Source organism: Cobetia sp. PS-4MA, assembly GCF_057670765.1.
Map to the genome: position 1 here is coordinate 1,653,186 of NZ_CM173107.1, position 22,095 is coordinate 1,675,280.

17 protein-coding genes are annotated in these 22,095 nt (G+C 62.1%); 8 read left to right on the forward strand and 9 right to left on the reverse strand.

What is annotated here, in order from left to right:
• Window positions 1-244 precede the first annotated feature (244 nt).
• The 6 genes from AC26AR_RS07100 to gloB form a co-directional block, all read right to left on the reverse strand.
• A complete protein-coding gene (locus AC26AR_RS07100) occupies window positions 245-1,888 on the reverse strand; it encodes an ABC transporter ATP-binding protein (RefSeq protein ID WP_488107891.1) in 1,644 nt (547 codons plus the stop codon).
• Window positions 1,889-1,896: 8 nt separating this feature from the next.
• Window positions 1,897-3,006, reverse strand: coding sequence for an ABC transporter permease (locus AC26AR_RS07105; RefSeq protein WP_417285933.1), 1,110 nt, complete (start codon window positions 3,004-3,006; stop codon window positions 1,897-1,899).
• Between the two features lies 1 nt (window position 3,007).
• Window positions 3,008-4,096, reverse strand: a complete 1,089-nt coding sequence (locus AC26AR_RS07110) for a microcin C ABC transporter permease YejB (protein ID WP_084208776.1) — start codon at window positions 4,094-4,096, stop codon at window positions 3,008-3,010.
• 170 nt (window positions 4,097-4,266) lie between these two features.
• Complete coding sequence (locus tag AC26AR_RS07115) at window positions 4,267-6,162, reverse strand: extracellular solute-binding protein (protein ID WP_488107786.1); 1,896 nt, start codon at window positions 6,160-6,162, stop codon at window positions 4,267-4,269.
• 385 nt (window positions 6,163-6,547) lie between these two features.
• The gene (locus AC26AR_RS07120; protein WP_176493234.1) at window positions 6,548-7,966 is read right to left on the reverse strand and encodes a LysM peptidoglycan-binding domain-containing protein; all 1,419 of its coding nucleotides are present in this window, start codon (window positions 7,964-7,966) and stop codon (window positions 6,548-6,550) included.
• Window positions 7,967-8,143: 177 nt separating this feature from the next.
• Window positions 8,144-8,932 (reverse strand): hydroxyacylglutathione hydrolase, encoded by a 789-nt coding sequence (gloB, locus tag AC26AR_RS07125; protein WP_417285930.1) that lies wholly within the window; start codon window positions 8,930-8,932, stop codon window positions 8,144-8,146.
• Window positions 8,933-9,352: 420 nt separating this feature from the next.
• Between gloB and AC26AR_RS07130 the strand changes: the two genes are divergently transcribed.
• The 4 genes from AC26AR_RS07130 (at window position 9,353) to nudC (ending at window position 12,593) form a co-directional block, all read left to right on the forward strand.
• A complete protein-coding gene (locus AC26AR_RS07130; RefSeq protein WP_077376780.1) occupies window positions 9,353-10,198 on the forward strand; it encodes a methyltransferase domain-containing protein in 846 nt (281 codons plus the stop codon).
• Between the two features lie 191 nt (window positions 10,199-10,389).
• Complete coding sequence (rnhA, locus tag AC26AR_RS07135; RefSeq protein WP_240704129.1) at window positions 10,390-10,890, forward strand: ribonuclease HI; 501 nt, start codon at window positions 10,390-10,392, stop codon at window positions 10,888-10,890.
• 156 nt (window positions 10,891-11,046) lie between these two features.
• Entirely contained in the window at window positions 11,047-11,820 is a 774-nt protein-coding gene (dnaQ, locus tag AC26AR_RS07140) for a DNA polymerase III subunit epsilon (RefSeq protein ID WP_341542804.1), read from the forward strand.
• Window positions 11,820-12,593, forward strand: a complete 774-nt coding sequence (gene nudC, locus AC26AR_RS07145) for an NAD(+) diphosphatase (protein WP_077376771.1) — start codon at window positions 11,820-11,822, stop codon at window positions 12,591-12,593. The genes dnaQ and nudC overlap by 1 nt, the downstream gene beginning before the upstream one ends.
• Before the next feature lie 118 nt (window positions 12,594-12,711).
• Here nudC and AC26AR_RS07150 read toward each other — a convergent pair whose 3' ends face one another.
• Window positions 12,712-13,029 carry an SCP2 sterol-binding domain-containing protein gene (locus AC26AR_RS07150; protein ID WP_417285928.1) on the reverse strand — a complete coding sequence of 106 codons (318 nt, stop codon included), beginning with the start codon at window positions 13,027-13,029 and terminating at the stop codon, window positions 12,712-12,714.
• Window positions 13,030-13,358: 329 nt separating this feature from the next.
• Between AC26AR_RS07150 and sohB the strand changes: the two genes are divergently transcribed.
• Window positions 13,359-14,453, forward strand: a complete 1,095-nt coding sequence (gene sohB / locus AC26AR_RS07155) for a protease SohB (protein ID WP_417285927.1) — start codon at window positions 13,359-13,361, stop codon at window positions 14,451-14,453.
• A 263-nt stretch (window positions 14,454-14,716) separates the two neighbouring features.
• Here sohB and AC26AR_RS07160 read toward each other — a convergent pair whose 3' ends face one another.
• Window positions 14,717-15,031, reverse strand: coding sequence for an ArsR/SmtB family transcription factor (locus AC26AR_RS07160; RefSeq protein WP_077376763.1), 315 nt, complete (start codon window positions 15,029-15,031; stop codon window positions 14,717-14,719).
• A 507-nt stretch (window positions 15,032-15,538) separates the two neighbouring features.
• Between AC26AR_RS07160 and AC26AR_RS07165 the strand changes: the two genes are divergently transcribed.
• Window positions 15,539-17,509, forward strand: coding sequence for an AMP-binding protein (locus AC26AR_RS07165; protein ID WP_417285926.1), 1,971 nt, complete (start codon window positions 15,539-15,541; stop codon window positions 17,507-17,509).
• 120 nt (window positions 17,510-17,629) lie between these two features.
• On the opposite strand, the gene AC26AR_RS07170 is transcribed toward AC26AR_RS07165, so the two are convergent.
• Entirely contained in the window at window positions 17,630-19,231 is a 1,602-nt protein-coding gene (locus tag AC26AR_RS07170; protein WP_404625410.1) for a Na+/H+ antiporter NhaC family protein, read from the reverse strand.
• Between the two features lie 511 nt (window positions 19,232-19,742).
• Between AC26AR_RS07170 and AC26AR_RS07175 the strand changes: the two genes are divergently transcribed.
• Entirely contained in the window at window positions 19,743-21,194 is a 1,452-nt protein-coding gene (locus AC26AR_RS07175) for an alanine/glycine:cation symporter family protein (protein ID WP_077376754.1), read from the forward strand.
• Between the two features lie 233 nt (window positions 21,195-21,427).
• A complete protein-coding gene (locus AC26AR_RS07180) occupies window positions 21,428-22,093 on the forward strand; it encodes a 7-cyano-7-deazaguanine/7-aminomethyl-7-deazaguanine transporter (protein WP_077376751.1) in 666 nt (221 codons plus the stop codon).
• Window positions 22,094-22,095: the final 2 nt, after the last annotated feature.

The window sequence follows — 22,095 nt, forward strand, 5'->3', positions numbered from 1 at the left end:
GCGATGTCGTGAAGGCTCGACGCGACGGTGACAGGTGTCATGTCGTGCGCGGTGTCGCGTGGCCCACCTCTGACGGAATCATATTGAGAACCTTTATTATTTGCAATCGTCCAGAGTCAGTCAGGCAACTCAGCAGTGCGTTCCGTGCAATGCAGGATGCCTGTCTTCTCGAGACTCGCCACATGAGGGACGAGGCCTCCGCTGCCTTGGTGGCGGGCGCGCCCTTGAGTGGCAAGCGGACCTGTCACGTCAGTCCTGCCGCCTGGATCAGGGCCCGCGTGTAGTCCTCCCTCGGATTGCCCAGTACCTCGGCAGTCGTTCCGCTCTCCACCAGCTTGCCTTCGCGCAACACCATCACGCGGTGGGCCAGAGCCCTCACCACGGCCAGATCATGACTGATGAACAGGTAGCTGAGGCCATGACGCTCCTGCAGGTCGCGCAGCAGGGCGATGAGTTGCTTCTGGACACTGCGATCCAGCGCCGAGGTGGGTTCATCCAGTACCAGCAGGTGAGGTTCGAGAATCAGGGCGCGGGCCAGCGAGATGCGTTGGCGTTGGCCGCCGGAGAACTCGTGAGGGTAGCGGTCGGCGCACTCGGCAGGCAGCTCGACCTCGCGCATGACCTGCGTCACGCGCTGGCGTACCTCGTCCTCTGAGAGCTCAGGCTGATGAAAGCGCAGGCCTTCACTGATGATGTCCGTGACGGGCATGCGCGGCGAGAGCGAGCCATAGGGGTCCTGGAAGACGATCTGCATCTGGCGTCGCTTGTGACGCAGGGCGTTGCGATCCAGCGTATCGATACGGGCATTCTCCAGACGAATCTCACCGCGTGCGGCCTGCAGCTTCAACAGCGCCAGGGCGAGGGTGGTCTTGCCGGAGCCCGACTCGCCCACGACCCCGAGGGTCTCCCCGCGCGCGAGGGTCAGATCCAGCGGCTGAAGCGCGATGAAATCCGCTGGACGTTTCTGGAACAGCTTGCGAGGACGCGAGAAGCGCACCTCCAGATCACGTGCTTTCAGAACGGGCGTGCCCGCATCCTCAGGGTCGAGTGGCGCGGCCACCCCTTCAGGCTCGGCGGCCAGCAGTTCGCGGGTATACGGGTGGCTGGGAGAATCGAAGACCTCTGACACCGGCCCTTGCTCGATGCATTCGCCTTCCCGCATCACGATGACGCGGTCTGCATGGCGGCGGACCAGATTGAGGTCATGGCTGATCAGGATCATGGCCATGCCCTGGTCTCGCCGCAGTCTGTCGAGCAGAGCGAGGATGTCCTGCTGCACCGTGACGTCCAGCGCCGTGGTGGGCTCGTCGGCGATCATCAAAGGCGGCTGATTGGCCATCGCCATGGCGATCATCACGCGTTGGCGCTGACCGCCAGAGAGCTGATGCGGCCAGGCCTCGAGGAGTTCTTCCGGGCGAGGCAGCTGAACCTGCTTGAGCAGCTCGATCACTCGCTGGCGTGCCGCATGGCCACGCAGGCCCTGATGCAGCCGCAGGCTCTCGCTGATCTGGTCGCCGACTCGGGCCAGGGGGTTTAGGGATGTCATCGGTTCCTGGAACACGAAGCCGATCCGGTTGCCGCGCACGAGTTGCCATTGGCGGCTCGTCAGGGCTGACAGATCCAGCCTCTCTCCCTCGAGCGTGGTGAACTCCCGCGTGCCGGTGACATGGGCATGCCCCGGCAGCAGGCCGAGACTTGCCAGCAGGCTTACTGACTTGCCCGAGCCGGATTCGCCGACGATGGCCAGACATTCGCCGCGCTTCACGTCCAGCGACAGATGCCTGACGACAGGTGTCTTGCCAAAGCGGATGCAGAGATCGTCCAGCCGCAGCACGCAGTGATCCCGGGAGCGCGGCTCGGCGTTGGCCGCTGTCGTGGCTTCATGCATTGACTGACTCATGCGTCCTGCTCCCGGGCACTGATATGACGTGGGTCGAAGGCATCGCGCAGCCCTTCACCGATGAAGACCAGCAGGGTCAGCATGATGCCGAGACTGAGAAATGCCGTCATGCCAAGCCAGGGGGCCTGGAGATTGTTCTTGCCCTGCGCGACCAGTTCGCCCAGCGACGGGGAGCCTGCCGGCAACCCGAAGCCCAGGAAGTCCAGCGCGGTCAGGGTCGTGATGGCGCCCGTGAACAGGAAGGGGATGAAGGTCAGGGTGGCGACCATCGCATTGGGCAGTACATGACGCCACATGATGAGACGTGAGGGCAGGCCCATGGCGCGGGCCGCGCGCACATACTCCAGATTTCGCGCACGCAGGAATTCGGCGCGCACGATATCGACGATCCCCAGCCACGAGAACAGCAGCATGATGCCGGTCAGCCACCAGAGATTGGGTTCCACGATGCTGGCCAGGATGATCAACAGGAACAGCACCGGCAGTCCAGACCAGATCTCGATCAAGCGCTGCCCGATCAGATCGACCTTGCCGCCGAAATAGCCCTGAACACCACCGATCAGCACGCCCAGCACGATGGAACCGGCGGTCAGCACCAGAGCGAAGAGGACCGACAGGCGGAAGCCGTAGATCACCCGCGCCAGCACGTCCCGTCCCTGGTCATCCGTGCCCAGCCAATGACGGGCATTGGGAGCCGAAGGCGCGGGCGACCCCAGGTTGAGATCCAGGGTGTCATAGGAATACGGGATCAGGGTGTTGAGCATGAAGCCCTGCGCCGCGATGGCGTCGATCACATAGGGATCGCGATAATCCGTGGCGGTCGGCAGGAAGCCGCCGAAGGTCGTTTCCGGATACTCCTTGAGCATCGGCAGGTAGAGCTCGTCCTGATAGGAGACCAGCAGTGGGCGGTCATTGGCGATCAGTTCCGCCCCGAGCGACAGAATGAACAGCATGCCGAAGATCAGCAGTGACCACCAGGCGCGCCGGTTGTCACGAAACGCCGTGATACGCCGCCGCGTGATGGGCGACAGGCGCGAGCGGTGCGGGCGTTCCGGCACGTCCTGGACGACGTTGGTCTCCCCTTGAAGGGGTGTGTCGTGACGCATCTCAAGCCTCCCGGGTCGCGAAGTCGATGCGCGGGTCGATCCACACATACATCAGGTCTGATACCAGTTTCAGGATCAGGCCAATCAGGGTGTAAAGGTACAGGGTGCCGAAGATCAGCGGATAGTCGCGCTGCAGTACCGCCTCGAAGCCCAGCAGGCCCAGGCCATCGAGAGAGAAGATGACCTCGATCAGCAGCGAGCCGGTGAAGAATATGCCGACCAGCGCCGCCGGCAGCCCCGCGATGATGATCAGCATGGCGTTGCGGAAGACATGTCCGTAGAGAATGCGGTTCTCGCTGGCCCCCTTGGCGCGTGCCGTCAGCACGTACTGCTTGTGGATCTCATCCAGGAAGCTGTTCTTGGTCAGCATCGTCAGGGTGGCGAAGCTGCCGATGGCGGAGGCCAGCACGGGAAGGGCGATGTGATGGAAATAATCGAGGACCTTGCCAAGCGTCGAGAGCTCCTCGAAATCCGGGGAGGTCAGCCCCCTGAGCGGGAACCAGTCGAGATAGCTGCCGCCGGCGAACACCACGATCAACAGGATCGCGAACAGGAAGCCCGGAATCGCGTAGCCGACGATGACGACACCCGAGGTCCAGACATCGAAGCGTGAGCCATGCACCAGTGCCTTGCGAATGCCCAGTGGTATCGACACCAGATAGACCAGCAGCGTCGTCCACAGGCCCAAGGAAATCGAGACGGGGAGTCGCTCCAGCATCAGGTCGATCACCGGGCGGTCGCGGAAGAAGCTGTCGCCGAAATCGAACTGCGCGTAGTCGACCACCATGTCGCGGAAGCGCTCCCAGGCGGGCTTGTCGAAGCCGAATTGCTGCTCCAGCTCGGCGATCAGGGCCGGGTCGACTCCCGAGGCTCCGCGGTAGGTGGAACTGGTGCCGGAGCCGCTGGTGACGCCATCGCCACCCCCACTGTTCAGCCGTGTGCTGGCCCCGGCGCTGAGGCCGTCAAGACGCGACATCAGCTGCTCGATGGGCCCGCCGGGAGCCGCCTGGACGATCAGGAAATTCAGCAACAGGATTCCAAGCAGTGTCGGAATCATCAACAGGACTCGGCGCAGAATATAGGCACCCAAGAGCAATCTCCCTGCGTGTCATGCGGCCGCCCTGTGCGGGGCGGTCCGGATGGCATCGTGTTCATTCATGGTTGAGCAATCGCCGGGGCGAGCCTTGCAGACGCCCCATGTCGGTCGTGCTGGCCAATGCCGAGGGATGCGCGGCAGTTGGCCATCTTCACGCGAGTGTTTCAGTCGTCTGACTCGTCATCAGCCTCAGCCCCGGGGACGATCCACCAGCTGTCCAGGCTCAGCAGATACTCCGGGAACGGCTGCGGATAGCCGAACTTGTCCCACAGCGCGATGCGAGTCGCCGCGAGATGCCACTGCGGCACGACATGGAATCCCCAGCGCAGCACGCGATCCAGTGCTCGTGTGGCGCTCAGCAGATCTTCGCGGGTCTGGGCCTGGATCAGGGCATCGGTGAGTGCATCGATGACCGGACTCTTCAGGCCGATCAGGTTGCGCGAGCCGGCGACATCGGCGTAGTCACTCGTCCAGTACTCGCGCTGTTCGCTGCCGGGACTGTTGGACTGGGGGTAACTGCCGACCACGACATCGAAATCGAAGCTTCGCCGACGATTGATGTACTGGTTGACGTCGACGGTGCGGATACGCGCCTGGATGCCGATGCGTGCCAGATTGCGAATCCACGGCTGGATGACCCGTTCGAACTGGGTGTCGTAGTTGAGGACTTCCAGTGTCAGCGGCTTGCCCGTCTCGTGATTGACCAGCTGGCCATCCGCGACGCGATAGCCAGCGTCCCGAAGCAGGTTGAGTGCCTTGCGCAGCCGCGGGCGCAGTTCCGTGGGCTCATCGATGGGCAGCGGGTCGCGGAAGACGGCGGCGGGCAACTGGTCCTTGAACGGCTCAAGCAGGGCCAGTTCCCGTCCTTCAGGCAGGCCATTCGCGGCCATGTCCGAATTCTCGAAATAGCTGTGGGTCTGCTGGTAGGCGCCGTAGAAGAGATTGCGGTTGACCCAGTCGAAATCGAAGACTAGTGCCAGGGCTTCGCGTACCCGCGGGTCCTGGAAGCGCGCGCGGCGTTCATTGAGCACGAAGCCCTGCATGCCGGCAGGATTGCTGTCTGGCACCTCCAGCTTCTTCAGACGCCCGTCTCTGAGCGCAGGCGTGTCATAGGCCGTCGCCCAGTTCTTGGCGCTGCTCTCCACATGCAGGTCAATGCTGCCGGCCTTGAAGGCCTCCAGCGACACGCTCTGGTCGCGGTAATAGTCATAGACCAGTGTCTGGATGTTATGGCGTCCCTTGTTGACGGGTAGGTCCTTGCCCCAGTAATCCGCGACACGCTCATAGCGTACCTGGCGTCCGGCATCCAGCGAGGCCATGCGGTAAGGCCCTGAGCCAAGCGGGAGTTCCAGCGTGGCGCGGGTGAAATCACGTGTCTTCCAGTAATGCTCGGGCAGGACCGGCAGCTGACCGATGATCAAGGGCAGCTCGCGGGCGGCGTCGGGAGCCATGTCGAAGCGAACGGTATCGGTGTCGATCAGGCTGACGCGAGTGACATCGTGGTAGTAGCTCTTGAAGAAGGGCAGGCCATCCTTCATCAGCAGACGATAGGTGAAGACGACATCCTCGGCGGTGACGGGTTCCCCATCATGAAAGCGTGCGCGGGGATCGATATCGAACTCGATGGCACTGCGGTCTTCTGCCAGTCGGATCCCGCTGGCCAGCAGGCCATATTCAGTGAAGGGTTCATCGGCAGACTGGGTGAGCAGGGTGTCATAGATCAACCCGCCGAAATAATTGAGCCCTGCCACCGAGTTGCCCTTGAGGATGAAGGGGTTGGTGGAGTCGAAGCTGCCGATGGCGGCGCGAGTCATACGTCCGCCGATGGGGGCGTCAGGATTCACGTAGGGGAAGTGAGTGAAGCCTGCCGGATGTGCCGGTTCGCCATAGATGGCCAGTCCGTGCACGGTCGGCACGTCCAGGGGGGCCACGGGAGTCTTCTGATCAGTGGTCCGCGATGAGGATGCATGCGCCGGTACAATGGCGGAGAGAATCAGAGCCCCGAGGCACAGTGCACGAAGTAGGCGTGCATGCCGAGGGATAAGAGAAGCAGCCTGCATCAAAGGACATCCTTGAATGGGGGATCATGGCGCGAAGGGCCAGGTGACAATGTCGGGTGGCACTGGTGGACACAAGGCAGGCAGGTCAACTCACTGCCACGGGGTCCGCAAGCATCGACCCCGCCAAGAGTATCGAAGTTCCCCGTTATCGACCATTGTTCGACCACGATGAGGGCGACTGACTGGTGTCAGTGCCGGCGTTTCAGTGTCTGTTGTTGCCTCGTGGTGCCGGTCACCGGGTGCCGGTCACCGAGTGCCGGCCACCGAGTGCTGGAGGAGTCCAGGCTGACAGGTGCCTGATATCAAGACGCCCCCGCCATGGAGCATGGCGGGGGCGTCTTGATGTTGCGTACGTGCTGCGTAGGAGCTGCGCAGGCGATGGCGCTCAGTTGGCGCTGTAGAGCGTCAGCATCTGGCCCGGACGCAGATAATCGGCGGAAGAGAGCTTGTTCCAACGCGCGATCTGGCGGGTGGTGACATTGTGACGTGCCGCAATCACCGACAGCGAATCGCCACGCTTGACGCGCACCTTCTTGAGGCCGTTGGCTTCTGCGAGTTGCGCCGCTGCCACGCCGCGAGTGGCGTCAGGCACCAACAGAGGCTGACCGACCCGGATGGTGTTGCCGCTCAGGCGATTCTTTTGCTTGAGCTCCGCCAGTGTCAGTCCACTGCGACGGGCGATGACCGATAGGCTGTCGCCACGCTGGACACGGTACTCCGCCCAGCTTTCGCGGGTCTCTTGCGGCAGGGTCTCAAGCTTGCTGAGGAAGGTGTCACGTGCCGTGGCCGGAATCACCAGCGAGCTGTCTCCCGGGCTTGTCGCCCACCGCTTGTACGCGGGATTCAGGGTGCGCAGCTCGCTTTCGCTGATGCCAGCCAGTCTGGCGGCAACGGAAAGGTCAAGCTGGCCCCGGGTATCGACGGCGGCGATTTCCGGGGTGTCCGGAATCGCCGGCAGATTCAGACCGTACTCTTCGGGTTCACGGATCACCGCAGCCAGCGCCAGCAGCTTGGGCACGTACTCCATGGTCTCGCTGGGCAGCTTGATGTTCCAGTAATCCTCATCCCCTGAGCCGGCACGTCGGCGCGCGCGGTTCACGGTGCCGGCGCCGGCGTTGTAGGCGGCCAGCGCAAGCTCCCAGTCTCCGTCGTACCAGCGCTCGCCCTGGGACTGCAGATAATCCAGTGCGGCATCGGTGGCCATCAGGACGTCCTTGCGGCCGTCGTACCAGCGGTTGCGGGTCAGGCCCATGGCATCGCCGGTCTGGGGCATGAACTGCCACATGCCGGTGGCGCCGCCGGGGTGGGCGGCATCCGGATCATAGGCACTCTCGATGAAAGGCAGCAGGGCAAGTTCGGCCGGAAGGCCGCGCGCCTCGGTGCGACGCGTCACGTAACGCAGCCAGGGGCGAGCCTGTTCGGCGATACGCTCCACGTGCTCCGGGTGCTCTTCATACCAGTCGATCCATTTGCGTACTCGAGGGCGTCCGGTGTCCTGCTGCAGCTGATAGCCGGCACGCAGGCGCTCCCACACATCATCGTAGCGCGCGGGCACCGCATCGATGGCTTGCATGAAATTCAGAGGAGCGCTCTGATGCACGCTGGTGGGTGTCAGGTCGTCGAGCGCCCGGGAGCTTGCATTGGCAGGAGTCGCCATCAGCGGCAGGCACAGGCCGGCTCCGAGAGAGGCGAGGCGAATCAGGTAACGCAGACGTTCAGCAGTCAGTGGCAGGCGGGCCGGCGTGTCGGCGGCAGATGTCTTGATGACAGAGGTGTCGTCGGTACGGAGGTCTTGCTGATGCATTGACGGAGTACTCTTTGGCGAGCCAGCGTGGGATGGGCACGACACGGGCTCAGCATGCCGGACATTCCGGCGCAAACTGTGACTGCGGGGGCTGATCGGGATCACGAGAACCCGACCCGCTGTCACGCGAGACGCCTGCCCATCTTCAGGTCGTGGGCAGGCGCGCGGTCAGCGGGTCTAGAAGCTGTCCTTCCACTGGCGCAGTGCCGTGAAGGCTGCCAGTGACGTGAGAGGCTCGTCCTCTGAGGCAGTGAGGCGCCCTTGCTGGAGCAAGCGTTGTTGCAAGGTGGAGTCATCGCTGCGCAGGAAGGGGTTGATCTGTCTTTCACGCGCGATGCGACTCGGGAGGGTCGGGCGGCCGGTCTCGCGGGCGCGCTCACACTCGGCGATCACCTGATCGCGTTGCGTGTTGTCAGGCTCCGCCGCGCGGGAAAATGCCAGGTTGGCCAGGGTGTACTCGTGAGCCGGGAAGACGAGGGTGTCTTCCGGGAGTGATGCCAGGCGCGTGAGTGACTGGTGCATCTGCTCTGGTGTGCCTTCAAACAGACGGCCACAGCCCGCGCTGAAGAGGGTGTCCCCGCAGAACAGCAACCCCGGCATGCCGGCACTCACGAACGCGATGTGGTCCAGTGTGTGGCCGGGCACTTCCAGGACATCGAACAAGCGTCCCTGCACGCGCACGCTGTCACCATCGGCGACACGCACATCGATCCCCTCGATGGCCGGGTTGTGCGGGCCGACCACGCGAGGGCGGTAGCGCTTGATCAGCTCGGGGAGGCCGCCGGTGTGATCCTGATGGTGGTGAGTGATTAGAATCGTGTCCAGAGTCAGGCCGCGGGTTTCCAGGACCTCGATCACCGGCGTGGCATCACCCGGATCGACGACGGCAACCGTGTCGCTGTCGTCGCTCTGGATCAGCCAGATATAGTTGTCCTGAAAGGCCGCTATGGGCGTAACGCTCATCATGGTGGTCAGGTACTCTTGTCGTGTCGGTATCCCATTGCGTGACGGGGGAGGCTGCCGGTGACGTGACCGAATGAAAGAACTTGGCAGTTCCGTCCCGCTGGCGATTGGCGCAAGCCTTCGCCAGGCATATGGTGGATACGATGTCTTCAAGTGATGTCGAGGCCATTGCTCACGGAGGTTTTGGCGTGGCATCGACGATGCGATTTCTCATCGGACAGCCCGGGGCGTTCATCGCCGCTCTTTTCCGGGGTGTCTGGCGTTGACAGCGCGCAAGCGGCTGACGTATCGCCATGCAAAGGCGTAGAGCCTGCCGAGCAAGCGGGTAAGTGTCAAACCTCTTGTGGTGTGAGAATGTAGAAGTATGTGACATCTTGCTTGCGCGTGGGGCGCTCCCCCATGAAAGAGACGGGAGATGCAGGGATGTGGAAAAGTCGTTCACGCGGGGCGGATTCCGCTGCGCAACTCACCCCGGAAGCGCGTCGGCGACAGCACGCGCGGCTGCTGGGCGCCCACGTGCGAGCGATGCGCGCCTTTCTTGAAGGGGCGGACGGCAAGGACATTCTCATCGCCGAGCGCGAGATGTTGACGCCGCTGTTCGAGCGTTGCTTCGGCTTCCACAGTCTGTGTCTGGGGCCGGGAGACAATGACCTGCTCTCCTTGTCTCCCATCCGGCATGCCATCCATTGGGCGCCGGAGCCCGCCCTGGCCCAGTCGCCATCGACCCTCATCTGCCCGCTCACTCAGCTGGCCCTGCCAGATGAAAGCATGGACATGGTGATGATCCATCATCTGCTGGAGGTCGCGCCGGAGCCCCATCGCCTCTTGCGCGAAGCGGCGCGTGTCCTGCGCTCCAGCGGTTGTCTGATCATCGTCGCCTGGCAGCCGATGTCCGGGGAGGGTCTGCTGCGCCTCGACCCCCGGCGGCGGCACATCACTCCCTGGGAAGGCAGCTGGCGCACTCCGGCGGCACTCAGGGACTGGTTGGCCTTCGTGGACTTCGAGATCGAGCGTATCGACTACGCGGGATTTCACCTGCCTGGCTTGCGCCTGCGCCATGGTTGGCTCGAGCGGATGGGACGCCGTTACAACCTGCCTCTGGGAAGCCTGATGCTGATACGGGCCCGTCGCAATGTCGGGTACGTGCAGCCTCTGAATGCCAAGCGCTCACGCGTGGCGATTCCCGGTGTCGCCATCGGGCAGGTGACCCGCCTGCATTCGCGCGACAATCATGACTCCCGTTCGTCGGATGACTCGGGCAAGGTGTGAGCCGTGCAGGCCATGTCGCCACGCCGTCCGTGTCGCCGGATGGGCTGACATGGACTGTAAGGACACACAGGTCGCTTTGCCGCTATCCGGCATGAGCGGTTAGAATGTCGCCCTGGCAGCAAGCCCGCGTCGAAGTGACGTCGCGTCGTGTCATTGCCTGTGTCCTGTCCTTTCTCCAAGAGTGTTCCCCTGTGAGTCACAGTGTCTCCTCGTCCGATCTCGCCAATGATGCCTCCTCAGCCGCCCCCAGCCCTCGGGTGGTCATCCACACCGATGGTGCCTGCCGAGGAAATCCCGGCCCGGGAGGGTGGGGAGCCATTCTCGTCAGTGGCAAGCATCGCAAGGAACTCAAGGGCAGCGAACAGGACACCACCAACAATCGCATGGAGCTGATGGCCGCCATCGAGGCCCTGAAGGCGTTGACCCGGCGCTGTGACGTGGTGCTGTGGACGGACTCCGAATACGTCAAGAATGGCATCACCAAGTGGGTCCATGGCTGGGTCAAGCGCGGCTGGAAGACGGCTGCCAAGCAACCGGTCAAGAATGAGGCGCTGTGGAAGGCGTTGCTGGAACAGAGTCAGCGTCATGATATCGAGTGGCGCTGGGTCAAGGGTCACAGTGGCGACGAAGGCAATGAACGTGCCGATAGCCTTGCCAATGAAGCGATCGATGAGATGCAGTCACGCCGTTGAGCACGCGGCTACTGGCCCGGCAGCTCAGAGTCAGGTGCCACCGAGTCACAAACCTCAGCGTCAGAAGCACCAGCGTCGGATACATCAGGACCAGTGTCTTCAGAGCCAAGTTCACCCGGACCCGTTCACCAGGTCCCGTTCACCAAGAGGTCTGAGATGCGTCAGATTATTCTCGATACCGAAACGACCGGTATCGACCCGAAGGAAGGCCACCGTCTGATCGAGATCGGTGCGGTGGAGATGATCAATCGCCGTTTGACGGGGCGCACTTATCACCAGTACATCAATCCGGAACGATTGATCGATGAAGAGGCGATCGGCGTCCACGGCATCACCGATGAACGGGTCGCCAATGAGCCGGTCTTCGCGGACGTGGCGGATGCCTTCTGGGAGTTCATCAAGGGCGCCCAGCTCGTCATTCACAACGCGCCCTTTGACGTCGGCTTCATTGATCATGAATTCGGCCTGATCAATCCACGGCGTAGCCAGCCGTTGGGGCCGGTGGCGGAACACTGCGCGATCCTCGATACCCTGAAGCTCGCCCGCGAGAAGCACCCCGGTCAGCGCAACAACCTGGATGCGCTGTGCAAGCGCTACGATATCGACAATGGGCACCGCGTGCTGCACGGTGCCTTGCTGGATGCGGAGATCCTCGGCGACGTCTATCTGGCGATGACCGGCGGTCAGACGGCGCTCGGGCTGGACGACATAGACGATGGCGATGAGGGAGAGGGCGGCATTGTGGGGGTGCGTCGCCTTCGGGCGGACCGCCCGCGTCTGGTCACGCCCGGGCTCTCGGCGCTGGAGCTTGAGCGCCATGCTGCCTGGTGCGAGGAAATTCGTGCCAAGACAGAATGTGCCTTTGACAAGGTGGCGATCGACTCGTTGGGCAGCCTTGACGGCAGAGGCAACCCGGGAGGCGCTGTCTGATGCTGATACGTGATCTGTCACGAGTGAACCAGCGTCAGGGGTACCTGATTCGCATCGGGCGCGACGGGGTCGCCCCGGCGCCCGATGGCGGCATCATTCAACCGCCATGCGACTGGCCATCCGGCGCGATTGCACTGGGAGAGTGGCAGGGGGCGCCGATCGCCGTGCTTGGCGAGAATGGTTCTTCCGAGTGGCCAGGCGCTCGGCAATGGTTGCATTCACTGCCCAGAGAGCAGTTCCCGCTGCTCTCAAGTGCCCTGCAGGTGCTCAAGTGGGCGCGGGACCATCGTTTCTGTGGGCGTTGTGGCAAGCGAATGAAACGTCTGGAACATGAGTTCGCGATGCACTGTACCGGCTGTCAGCATCGCAGCTATCCGCGGATCTCACCCTGCATCATCACGCTGATCACGCGTGGGCGTGAGTTGCTGCTGGCACGCAGTCCGCGTTTCGGGCCCGGCATGTACTCGACCCTGGCCGGTTTCATCGAAGCCGGGGAAAGCGCCGAGGAAGCGGTGAGGCGCGAGGTCCTGGAGGAAGTGGGTGTCGAGGTCGGGCGCGTGAGTTACTTCCAGAGCCAATCCTGGCCATTTCCTCACTCCTTCATGTTGGGATACTACGCCGAATATGCGGGCGGAGAGATCGCCATTGATGGCCATGAGATAGAGGATGCCCAGTGGTTCACACCTGAATCCTTGCCTGGCTTGCCGCCGAAGTTCTCGATCTCGCATGCCTTGATCGACAACTTCCTGCGCTCGGTGGCCAGCGGCCGCTGACGCCTGGCACTTCGGGCTGTCAATGAAAACGCCCCTGCCAATGGCAGGGGCGTTTTCATTGACGGTATCGCTCATCGAGCGATACCGATCAGCAGAGGTCGCATCCGCTGTTCTGCCGTCACTTGTTCGGGAAGAGAGAGGTCAGCTTGGTGGCCAGCATGATGTTGCCGGTCGCTTTCAGGCGGCCCGTCATGAAGGCCTGCATGCCGTCGACTTCGCCCTTCATCACGCCCTTGAGGGTATCACTGTCAGTGGACAGCGTGACGGACGGGTCGTCGTGCTCCCCTTCGCCCACGTCCAGGGTGCCATCCTTGACGACCATGTAGTAGTCATCACTGTCGGTGATGTTGAACTGGAAGACGTCGTTCATGCCCTTGGCGGCGTCCGGGTTGAAGCGATTTTTCAGCATCTCGATGACGGCGTTAGCGTCTGCCATGGCAATATTCCTTTTCAATGGTGAAGGCTGGGAAAGTGGATATGGGGGTCAGCACTTTCAAGGCTGTGCATCAGACTATTTCAAACGATCGTTCCAATCAAGCGCCGAAGATGATCTCTTCCGTTGCAGCGGCCCTTGCGCTGACCGGATCAACCGGCGTTGTGACACCCTGTCTCGCAGCGCCGTGCTCGCCTTGCAGAGAGGGTCATTTGCCCCCATGTAGCAGGAATCTCACAGCTGGCCTGGTGGCCGCTAAAGTCGTTGTCCGTCAGACAGATCCGTGCAGGTCGCGGTGTCCGACGACATCCATGTCGTTCAGGAGCAAGTGCATGCAATGGTTATCGGAATATGGCCTCTTTCTCGCCGAGGCAGTCACGGTGGTGGTGGCCATTGGGGCAATCATCCTCATGATCGTGCGTGCCCGTCACGGGGACAGTGGTGAGCGCGAGGCTCGCCTCAAGATTCGCCCCTGGCATGAGCGCATGCAGCACCTCCAGCGGGAATTGGGGCAGGCCGGGTTGGAAGATGCCGAGCGCACCGCCAATGCCAAGGCACGCGCCAAGAAGGAGAAGCAGGAGGCCAAGTCTCTTAAGAAGGCGCTCAAGGCCAAGGCGAAGCGCAAGCCTTCAGATGACGTTCAGGATCAGGACTCCACTGCCGGGCGTCGGGTGTTCGTGCTCGATTTCGTCGGCGATATCAAGGCGACGGGAGTGGAAAGCCTCGCCGAGCAGGTCACCGCGCTGGAAGGCGTGCTGACCGACAAGGATGAAGTGGTACTGCGACTGGAGTCTGGTGGTGGCCTGGTGCACGCCTACGGTCTGGCCGCCGCACAGCTGGATCGTCTGCGTGCGGCAGGAGCGCGTCTGACGATTACCGTCGACAAGGTGGCCGCGAGTGGCGGGTACATGATGGCGTGTGCCGCTGATCACGTCGTGGCGGCGCCGTTTGCCGTGATAGGGTCCATCGGCGTCGTAGCACAGGTGCCCAATGTGCACCGTCTTCTCAAGAAGCACGATGTCGATGTGGAGATCCTGACGGCTGGGCGTTACAAGCGAACGCTGACGATGCTGGGGGAGAATACGGAAGAAGGGCGTGAAAAGTTCCTGTCTGACCTGGCACGCACCCATGATCTGTTCAAGCAGCACGTCGGTAGCCGTCGTCCGCAACTGGATGTGGAGGCCGTGTCACAAGGGGACATCTGGTATGGCAGCGAGGCGATCGCGATCGGTCTGATCGATGAGGTGGGCACAAGTCAGGCGCTGCTGGCCGGCTATCTCAAGCAGGATCTCAAGATATTTGAAGTCAGTCTTGAAAAGCCGCGTCGCATGATGGATCGATTCGGGAAGGGGATGACGCTGAGTCTGGATCGTGTGCTTGACCGCGTGCTGGAGCGCAATGTCGAGTCACGCTGGCAGCAGCACTGAGACCTTCGCGAATCGAGACCTGCGGAAAACAGGATCTGCGCGAATCGTGATCTGCAGGCGCCAGGCTCTGCACGAATGCAAGTCTGTGGGCAATGGCGGCCATTCCCTGGCCATCCGTCAAACGAGGAGTGAGGGAGGTGCGAGAGACCTGGTGATGTTGCGGGTCTGGCTCAGCCTGGTCATGGCATCGCGTCGCGACATGGCGTGACCGGATGATCCGATGGCTTCCCTCAAGGGCGTCAGTCTTCGACTGGCGCCCTTTTTCAGCGATAGAGTTGTTGAAGCGTGCGGATCACGCCTGCAGCGTTCGGGCCCAGCAGTGAGTAGTAGATGGTCTGTGACGCCCGGCGAGTCCGCACCATGCCTTCGCGACGCAGAATGGCCAGATGCTGCGACAGGGCTGACTGGGAAAGTTCGAGACGTGAATTCAGTTCACTGACCGACATTTCGCTTTCACTGAGCAGGCAGAGAATTCGCAAGCGATTTTCATTGCCCATTGCCTTCAACAGGGCAGTGGCTTCCTCGATCACGCGATCACCTGCCTGGTGTAACGTAATGACATCATCTTGCGCAGGCATGGCGGGTTTCCTCGCGGTTGAGACCTTGGCATTCATTGGTGAGCTCCGGTGCTGTCTGGGGGATTCCATCATCAGATTGGCCGTCCTTGTGGTGTCAGGCATGAAGTATCCTTGTTTTAGTGAATCATCAATAACTCCGCGTGCTACGTCCAAGGCAATATTAAACGATAAATCATCGAGGGTGGTCTGATCAGGGGTGGACTTTTCCTTTTCCTGACGCTGGTCGACATACGGTCGTTCGTTTCACTGCGTGTCGATGACGTCATACGACAAACTGACCAGAGTTGGATGCCTCATCTGACATTCACACGGGCGGGTTTTGGCCTAAGGTTCTGATAGTGCGCAAGCGCGTCACCTGCCATCAGCGTGGTGGGACACTTGGGGTCGCCAGCTGCCGGCATCTTCCAGGCGCAGTCCCCGAGTCGAAGGCGCGTAAGACGTGATACTGCTTTCTGATGGCAACGCCATGCCATGAATCCCGTGCCAGCATCGTCAACGAGGTAAGCCATGCCTGAGACCGCCAAGCGATCCGCACGCGAGCACTACGAATCACTTGTCTCGCGTGCCAATCAAGCGCCAGAGGACTTCTGGGCTGAGCAGGCCAGGCGCATCGTCTGGTTCCGTGATCCAGCGACCATCCTGGCCTGGGATGCCCAGGAGCACGCCCGTTGGTTCATTGATGGCGAGATGAATATCTGTCATGCCGCGCTGGATCATCACGTGGCCAATGGCCGCGGGGATCAGGTGGCGCTCTACTGGGACTCTCCCGTCACTGACAGCAAGTGCCAGTACACCTATCGAGAGCTTCGCGACGAAGTGGCCAGGCTGGCGGGTGCCCTGCGTGACAAGGGCGTCGAGAAGGGTGATCGCGTGATCATCTACATGCCGATGGTGGCGGAGGCCGCGATGGCGATGCTGGCCTGCGCACGCCTGGGGGCGGTGCATTCCGTGGTCTTCGGAGGATTCTCCCCCAAGGAGCTGGCCGTACGGATCGATGATGCGACGCCCAAGGTCATCCTGGCGGCCTCCTGTGGCATCGAGGTCGACCGTGTCATTCCCTACAAGCCGTGGCTGGATGAGGCGATCGAACTTGCGACGCATACGCCAGAGGCCTGCCTGATCCTGCAACGTGAGCAGCAACGAGCCACCCTGGGGCCGCGAGACCACGATTGGCAGGAATGTCTGGCGCATGCCCAGGCCACGGAAGTGGTCAGCATGCTGGGAAGCGAGCCGCTCTATATCCTCTATACCTCAGGCACCACCGGGACGCCCAAGGGCGTGGTGCGCGATCACGCCGGCTACGCCGTGGCACTGCATTATTCCATGGAAATTCTCTACGGGACCCGCCCGGGGGACACCTTCATGGCAGCCTCCGATATCGGCTGGGTCGTGGGGCATTCCTATATCGTCTATGGCCCGTTGCTGATGGGAGCCTCGACGGTCATGTATGAAGGCAAGCCGGTCAGGACGCCGGATGCCGGGGCCTTCTGGCGCTTGATCGAGGAGTATCGGATCAACTGCTTCTTCACGGCACCGACCGCCTTCAGAGCCATCAAGAAGGAAGACCCCGACGCCAGCCTGATGGCCTGGCGTGACCTGTCCAGTCTGCGCAGCCTGTTCCTGGCGGGGGAGCGACTCGATCCTCCCACCTATCATTGGTTGAATGACCTGCTGCCAGTGCCGATCGTGGATCACTGGTGGCAGACGGAAACCGGCTGGCCGGTCGCGGGAAATCTGCTCGGTCTCGACATGATCACTCGGCAGGCGAGTGGTCCCCGAGCGCCGGTCGAGGCACGCGCGGGCAGTGCGACCTGGCCGTTGCCCGGTTTCAATGTGCAGGTGCTCGATGGTCTGGGGGATGAGGTCGAACCCGGAGTGCAGGGCAACGTGGTCATTCAGCAGCCGCTGCCGCCCGGGTGTCTCACGGGGCTCTATCACAATCCCGCGCGTTTCCACGCCGCCTACCTGGCGGCGTACCCCGGCTACTATCTGACGGGAGACGGCGGCTATCTTGACGAGGACGGCTACCTCTTCGTGATGGGGCGCATCGATGATGTCATCAATGTGGCAGGGCATCGCCTGTCCACCGGGGAAATGGAACAGGTCCTCGGCTCACACGAGGCAGTGGCGGAATGTGCGGTGATCGGCATCGAGGATTCGCTCAAGGGCGAGATGCCGCTGGGACTGGTGATCATCAAGGATGCCTGGCGCGGTGACGAATCTGCTCTTCGTCAGGCGCTGGCGCAGCGTGTGCGCGATGAGATAGGGGCGATCGCCTCGCCCAAGGACGTACTGATCGTCGAGCGGCTGCCCAAGACACGCTCCGGCAAGATTCTGCGCAAGATGATCCGTCAGATCGCCGCGGGAGAGCAGTACCAGATTCCCTCGACCATCGATGACCCGGCGAGTCTGGAGGATGTGCGTGAGGCATTGAGCGAGGCAGGCGTCGGTCTGGCCGGGCAGGCGCGCAGTGCTTGAGTGACGTGAGCATTGCCGGTGAGTGAACGCTTGGGCGCAGATCGCGCCTGCCGCAAACACAAGGCCCCCGTCATGAATCATGGCGGGGGCCTTGTGTTCTTGCGTGGAGCGATCAGTCCATCAGGTGCGTGCGACCACGGGGTTGGCGCGTTCCCGACGGGCAAGCCAGGCGATGCTGACGACCAGCAGCCCTGCCAGACTCAGCCAGCCGAACAGCGTGCTGTCGGTCAGGCCCATCACCAGGTACGCCAGCAACGAGATGCAGGCGCCCAGCAGCGCGTAGGGCAACTGGGTCATGACGTGATCGATGTGATGGCAGCTCGCGCCCGTCGAGGACAGGATGGTGGTGTCGGAAATCGGTGAGCAGTGGTCACCGAAGACCGAGCCCGCCAGTACGGCACCCATCATCGGCAGCATCATCGCGATCTCGGTGGCTGCCGCCATGTCTCCGGCGATCGGCAGCATGATGCCAAAGGTGCCCCAGCTGGTGCCGGTGGCGAAGGCCATCAGGCCGGACAGCACGAACAGCAACATCGGAAGCCAGGTGGGGGAGACCACGCCATCCACCAGCGTCGCCAGGTATTCGCCCGTGCCGAGTGAGCCGATGATGCCGGTCAGCATCCAGGCGAACACCAGGATATAGACGGCCGGCAGCATCGAGCGCGCGCCCTGGACGATGGCACCGATGCTGCGGCCAGTGCCCATGCGGTGACGCAGCAGCATCATCACGGCGGCGAGCAGGCCGATGGCACCGCCGATGATCAGCGATCCTGCGACATCGGTCAGTTCGAAGGCACGCACCAGGCCGAATGCCTCACCCTTGGCGGCAAGCGCACTGGCGCCGGTCTGCACGATCATGAAGAAGGTGGCGATCACCAGCACGATGATCGGAATCAGCAGATCCACGGGGCGGCCACATTCCGACTCTTTGACATGGGGGTTGCCGGGAGGATTGCCACGGCTGGCGTCAAATAGCTCGCCATCACGCGCGGCGATGGCATGCCGGCGCATGGCACCGAAGTTGATGTCGAACCAGGCCGAGGCGATCACCAGCACCAGCGCCGCAATCGCGTAATAGTTGAGCGCGGAAAGCTCCAGGAAGGCACCGAAGGGGCTGACATCGGTGATGTGGTGCGTGGCCAGGATTCCGGCGATCAAACTGATGATGTAGGCACCCCAGCTGGAGATGGGGGTCAGCACGCATACCGGTGCGGCGGTGGAGTCGATCAGATAGGCCAGACGAGCCCGCGACAGGCCCTGGCGATCCGTCAGGGGGCGGCAGATGTTGCCGACCGCCAGGCTGTTGAAGTAGTCATCGATGAAGATGAAGACTCCCAGCAGGACGGTCATCAGCTGCGAGCCGCGACGGGTAGTGACCCGTTCACGCGCCCAGTTGCCGAAGGCGCGCGTGCCGCCGGCCAGAGTGATGACACCGACCATCGCCCCGAGAGCGAGCAGAAACAGCAGGATATAGACATTCCAGCTGTTGAGCGTGACATCGGCCAGTTGACCGCTGTCCGGCAGCTCGACGAAGACCGCGACCAGCTGGCGCCATAGATAATCCAGCGTGGTGAGCGGTGAGAAATCATTCAGCAGCAGAGCGCCAGAGACAATACCCAGCCCAAGGGAGAGCATGACGCGACGTGTCAGTATTGCGAGACCGATGGCTATGATCGGGGCGAGCAGCGAAAGCGGGGACGCCGCGTAGCTGGTCAGTTCCATGTATCACCTGTTTTCAAAGGCAGGCGCCGGGACAATGCGCGCTGCCGGGTGCCGTAATGGCTGTTAGGGTGCGTGGGCGTCAGGGAAGAGCACCGTCCTGATGTGGCGCATCCGACCGGCCGCAGTCGTGGTGTCGCAACTGGGGGAGGGCGTCGCTGATGCGCCGAACACGTCCTGCAGGATCAGGCTGACCGATGCCTGCAGGTGGGAAGGGGGCGCATTATGCCCGAGAGGATCAGACAGCGAAACATTGCCTTGTGCATCTAAAGTCTAGGATGCAGTGAAAAAGACCGACATTTCGCCGGTTCCCCACTAGAATCCCGCTGTGAAACGCCAATGTTCAGTATGCTCTTCTTGCTAATCCGTGTCGGATATGAAGAATGGCGCTCACCAAAGCATGTCGAGCAACCCTTTCGTAGTGGTTGCTCGCTGCCAGCGGCAGGGAGGCCATGGCTTTTCACGCCGCCTGGCAGCGTCGACAAGATCAAAAACCCGCCAAAGCGAGACCGACATGTCGGAAACAACGTCCATCATTCCAGCGCCGATTCTGGCGTTGATCGATGCAGGCAATGGCCTGCTGTGGGGCAGCGTATTGATCTACCTGCTCATCGGAGCGGGTCTTTTCTTCACGGTCATGACCAAGGGCATCCAGTTCCGCTACTTCGGCCACATGTGGAAACTGCTGGCCACCTCACGTCAGGGTAGCGAAGGCGGGATCTCCTCCTTCCAGGCGCTGGCCACCTCCCTGGCGGCACGTGTCGGTACCGGTAACCTGGCCGGTGTCGCCGTGGCGATTTCCCTGGGTGGCCCGGGTGCCATCTTCTGGATGTGGATGACGGCACTGGTGGGCATGTCCACCAGTTTCATCGAGTCCACCCTGGCCCAGGCCTACAAGGTGTCACACGATGACAATACCTTCCGTGGTGGCCCGGCCTACTACATCGAGAAGGGCCTGGGACAGCGCTGGATGGCGATCCTGTTCTCCGTGTGTCTGATCATCGCCTTCGGTCTGGCCTTCAACTCCGTGCAGTCCAACTCCATCGCACTGGCCATGGAGCAGGCCTTCAGCGTGCCGCCGTGGATCATGGGCGTGATTCTGGTCGTGGTGATGGTGCCGATCATCTTCGGTGGCATGAAGCGCATCACGCGGACCGCCGAGCTGATCGTGCCGATCATGGCGCTGCTCTATCTGCTGCTGGCCATCTTCGTCGTGGCGATCAACATCACCGAGCTTCCGGCGGCACTGGGCACCATCTTCCGCAGCGCCTTCGGTCTTGAGCAGGCAGCAGGTGGTGCGCTGGGCTACACCATCGCGCAGGCGATGATGAACGGCATCAAGCGCGGCCTGTTCTCCAACGAAGCCGGTATGGGCTCTGCGCCGAATGCCGCGGCGATGGCGACCACCCGGCACCCGGCTTCCCAGGGCTTCGTCCAGATGCTGGGCGTCTTCATCGATACTCTGGTCATCTGCACCGCAACCGCTGCCATCATCATCATGAGCGGCACGCTGGGCAACGATGGCGGCAATGATGGTATCCAGATCACCCAGGCGGCGTTGACCTCGCAGGTCGGCAGCTGGGGGGGGGGCTTCGTGGCGATCGCGATTCTGCTGTTCGCCTTCACCTCGCTGGTGGCGAACTACTCCTATGGCGAGTCCAACATCGAGTACATCTCGGGCAAGAAGAACGCCAAGCCGGTCATCATGATCTATCGCTTTGCGGTGCTGGGCATGGTGATGCTGGGCGCAGTCGCCAGTCTCAAGAACATCTGGAACTTCGCTGACCTGTCGATGGGGGCGATGGCGCTGATCAACCTGATCGCCATCCTGCTGCTGTCGCCGCTGGCCTTCCGGATCTTCAAGGACTACGACCGTCAGCACAAGGCCGGTCAGGAGCCGACCTTCGACCCCGAGAAGTTCCCGGAGCTCAAGGGCAAGGTCGACCCCGCCATCTGGAAGAAATGAGCGTCACCCATGAAAGCCCGCGGTGCGGAATGAGGCGTCCACCTCTCCCTGACCACTCGGTCAGAATCTCCGCGAGTTGACATGCCAATGGCCGCGCATCGTGATACGATGCGCGGCCATTCTGGTTCTCGACGGCGAGATATCGCGCGAGATACCGTCAATTGTCAGCTGTTATGCCGTCTGTCAGGGTTCCCTCACCCCTGCTGTTGGCCTGGAACCAAAAAGGACCTCAGATGCTCCTCCTTACCGCGAGTCAATCGCGTCGTGCGCTCGTCGCACTGTCCCTGTTTCATATCCTGATCATCACGGCCAGCAACTACCTGGTGCAGTTGCCGATGACATTGTTCGGCTTTCATACCACCTGGGGTGCCTTTAGCTTCCCGTTCATCTTCCTGGCCACTGACCTGACCGTCCGGCTGTTCGGCAAGGTACATGCTCGCCGCATCATCGCGCTGGTCATGCTGCCGGCATTGCTGGTCAGCTACATGATCTCGGTGATCTTCCATGGCGGCAGCCTTGCCGGGATCGAGGCGTTGGGCGAGTTCAATCTGGTCGTGGCACGCATTGCGCTGGCGAGCTTCATCGCCTATGTGATCGGCCAGCTGTTGGATATTCAGGTCTTTGATCGTCTGCGTCGCAATGCTCACTGGTGGGTCGCGCCCATGGCATCGACGCTCTTCGGCAATCTCGCCGATACCTTCGCCTTCTTTTCGGTGGCATTTCGCAATGGCCCGGACGTCTTCATGGCGGCACATTGGGTCGAGATCGCCTGGGTGGACTACGCCATCAAGTTGATCATTTCGCTGCTGCTCTTCCTCCCGATGTACGGTCTGTTGCTTGGCTGGTTGACGCGTCAACTGCTGGCGAGAGGCTTCATCGCCGGGCGTGAAGGCGCCTGATC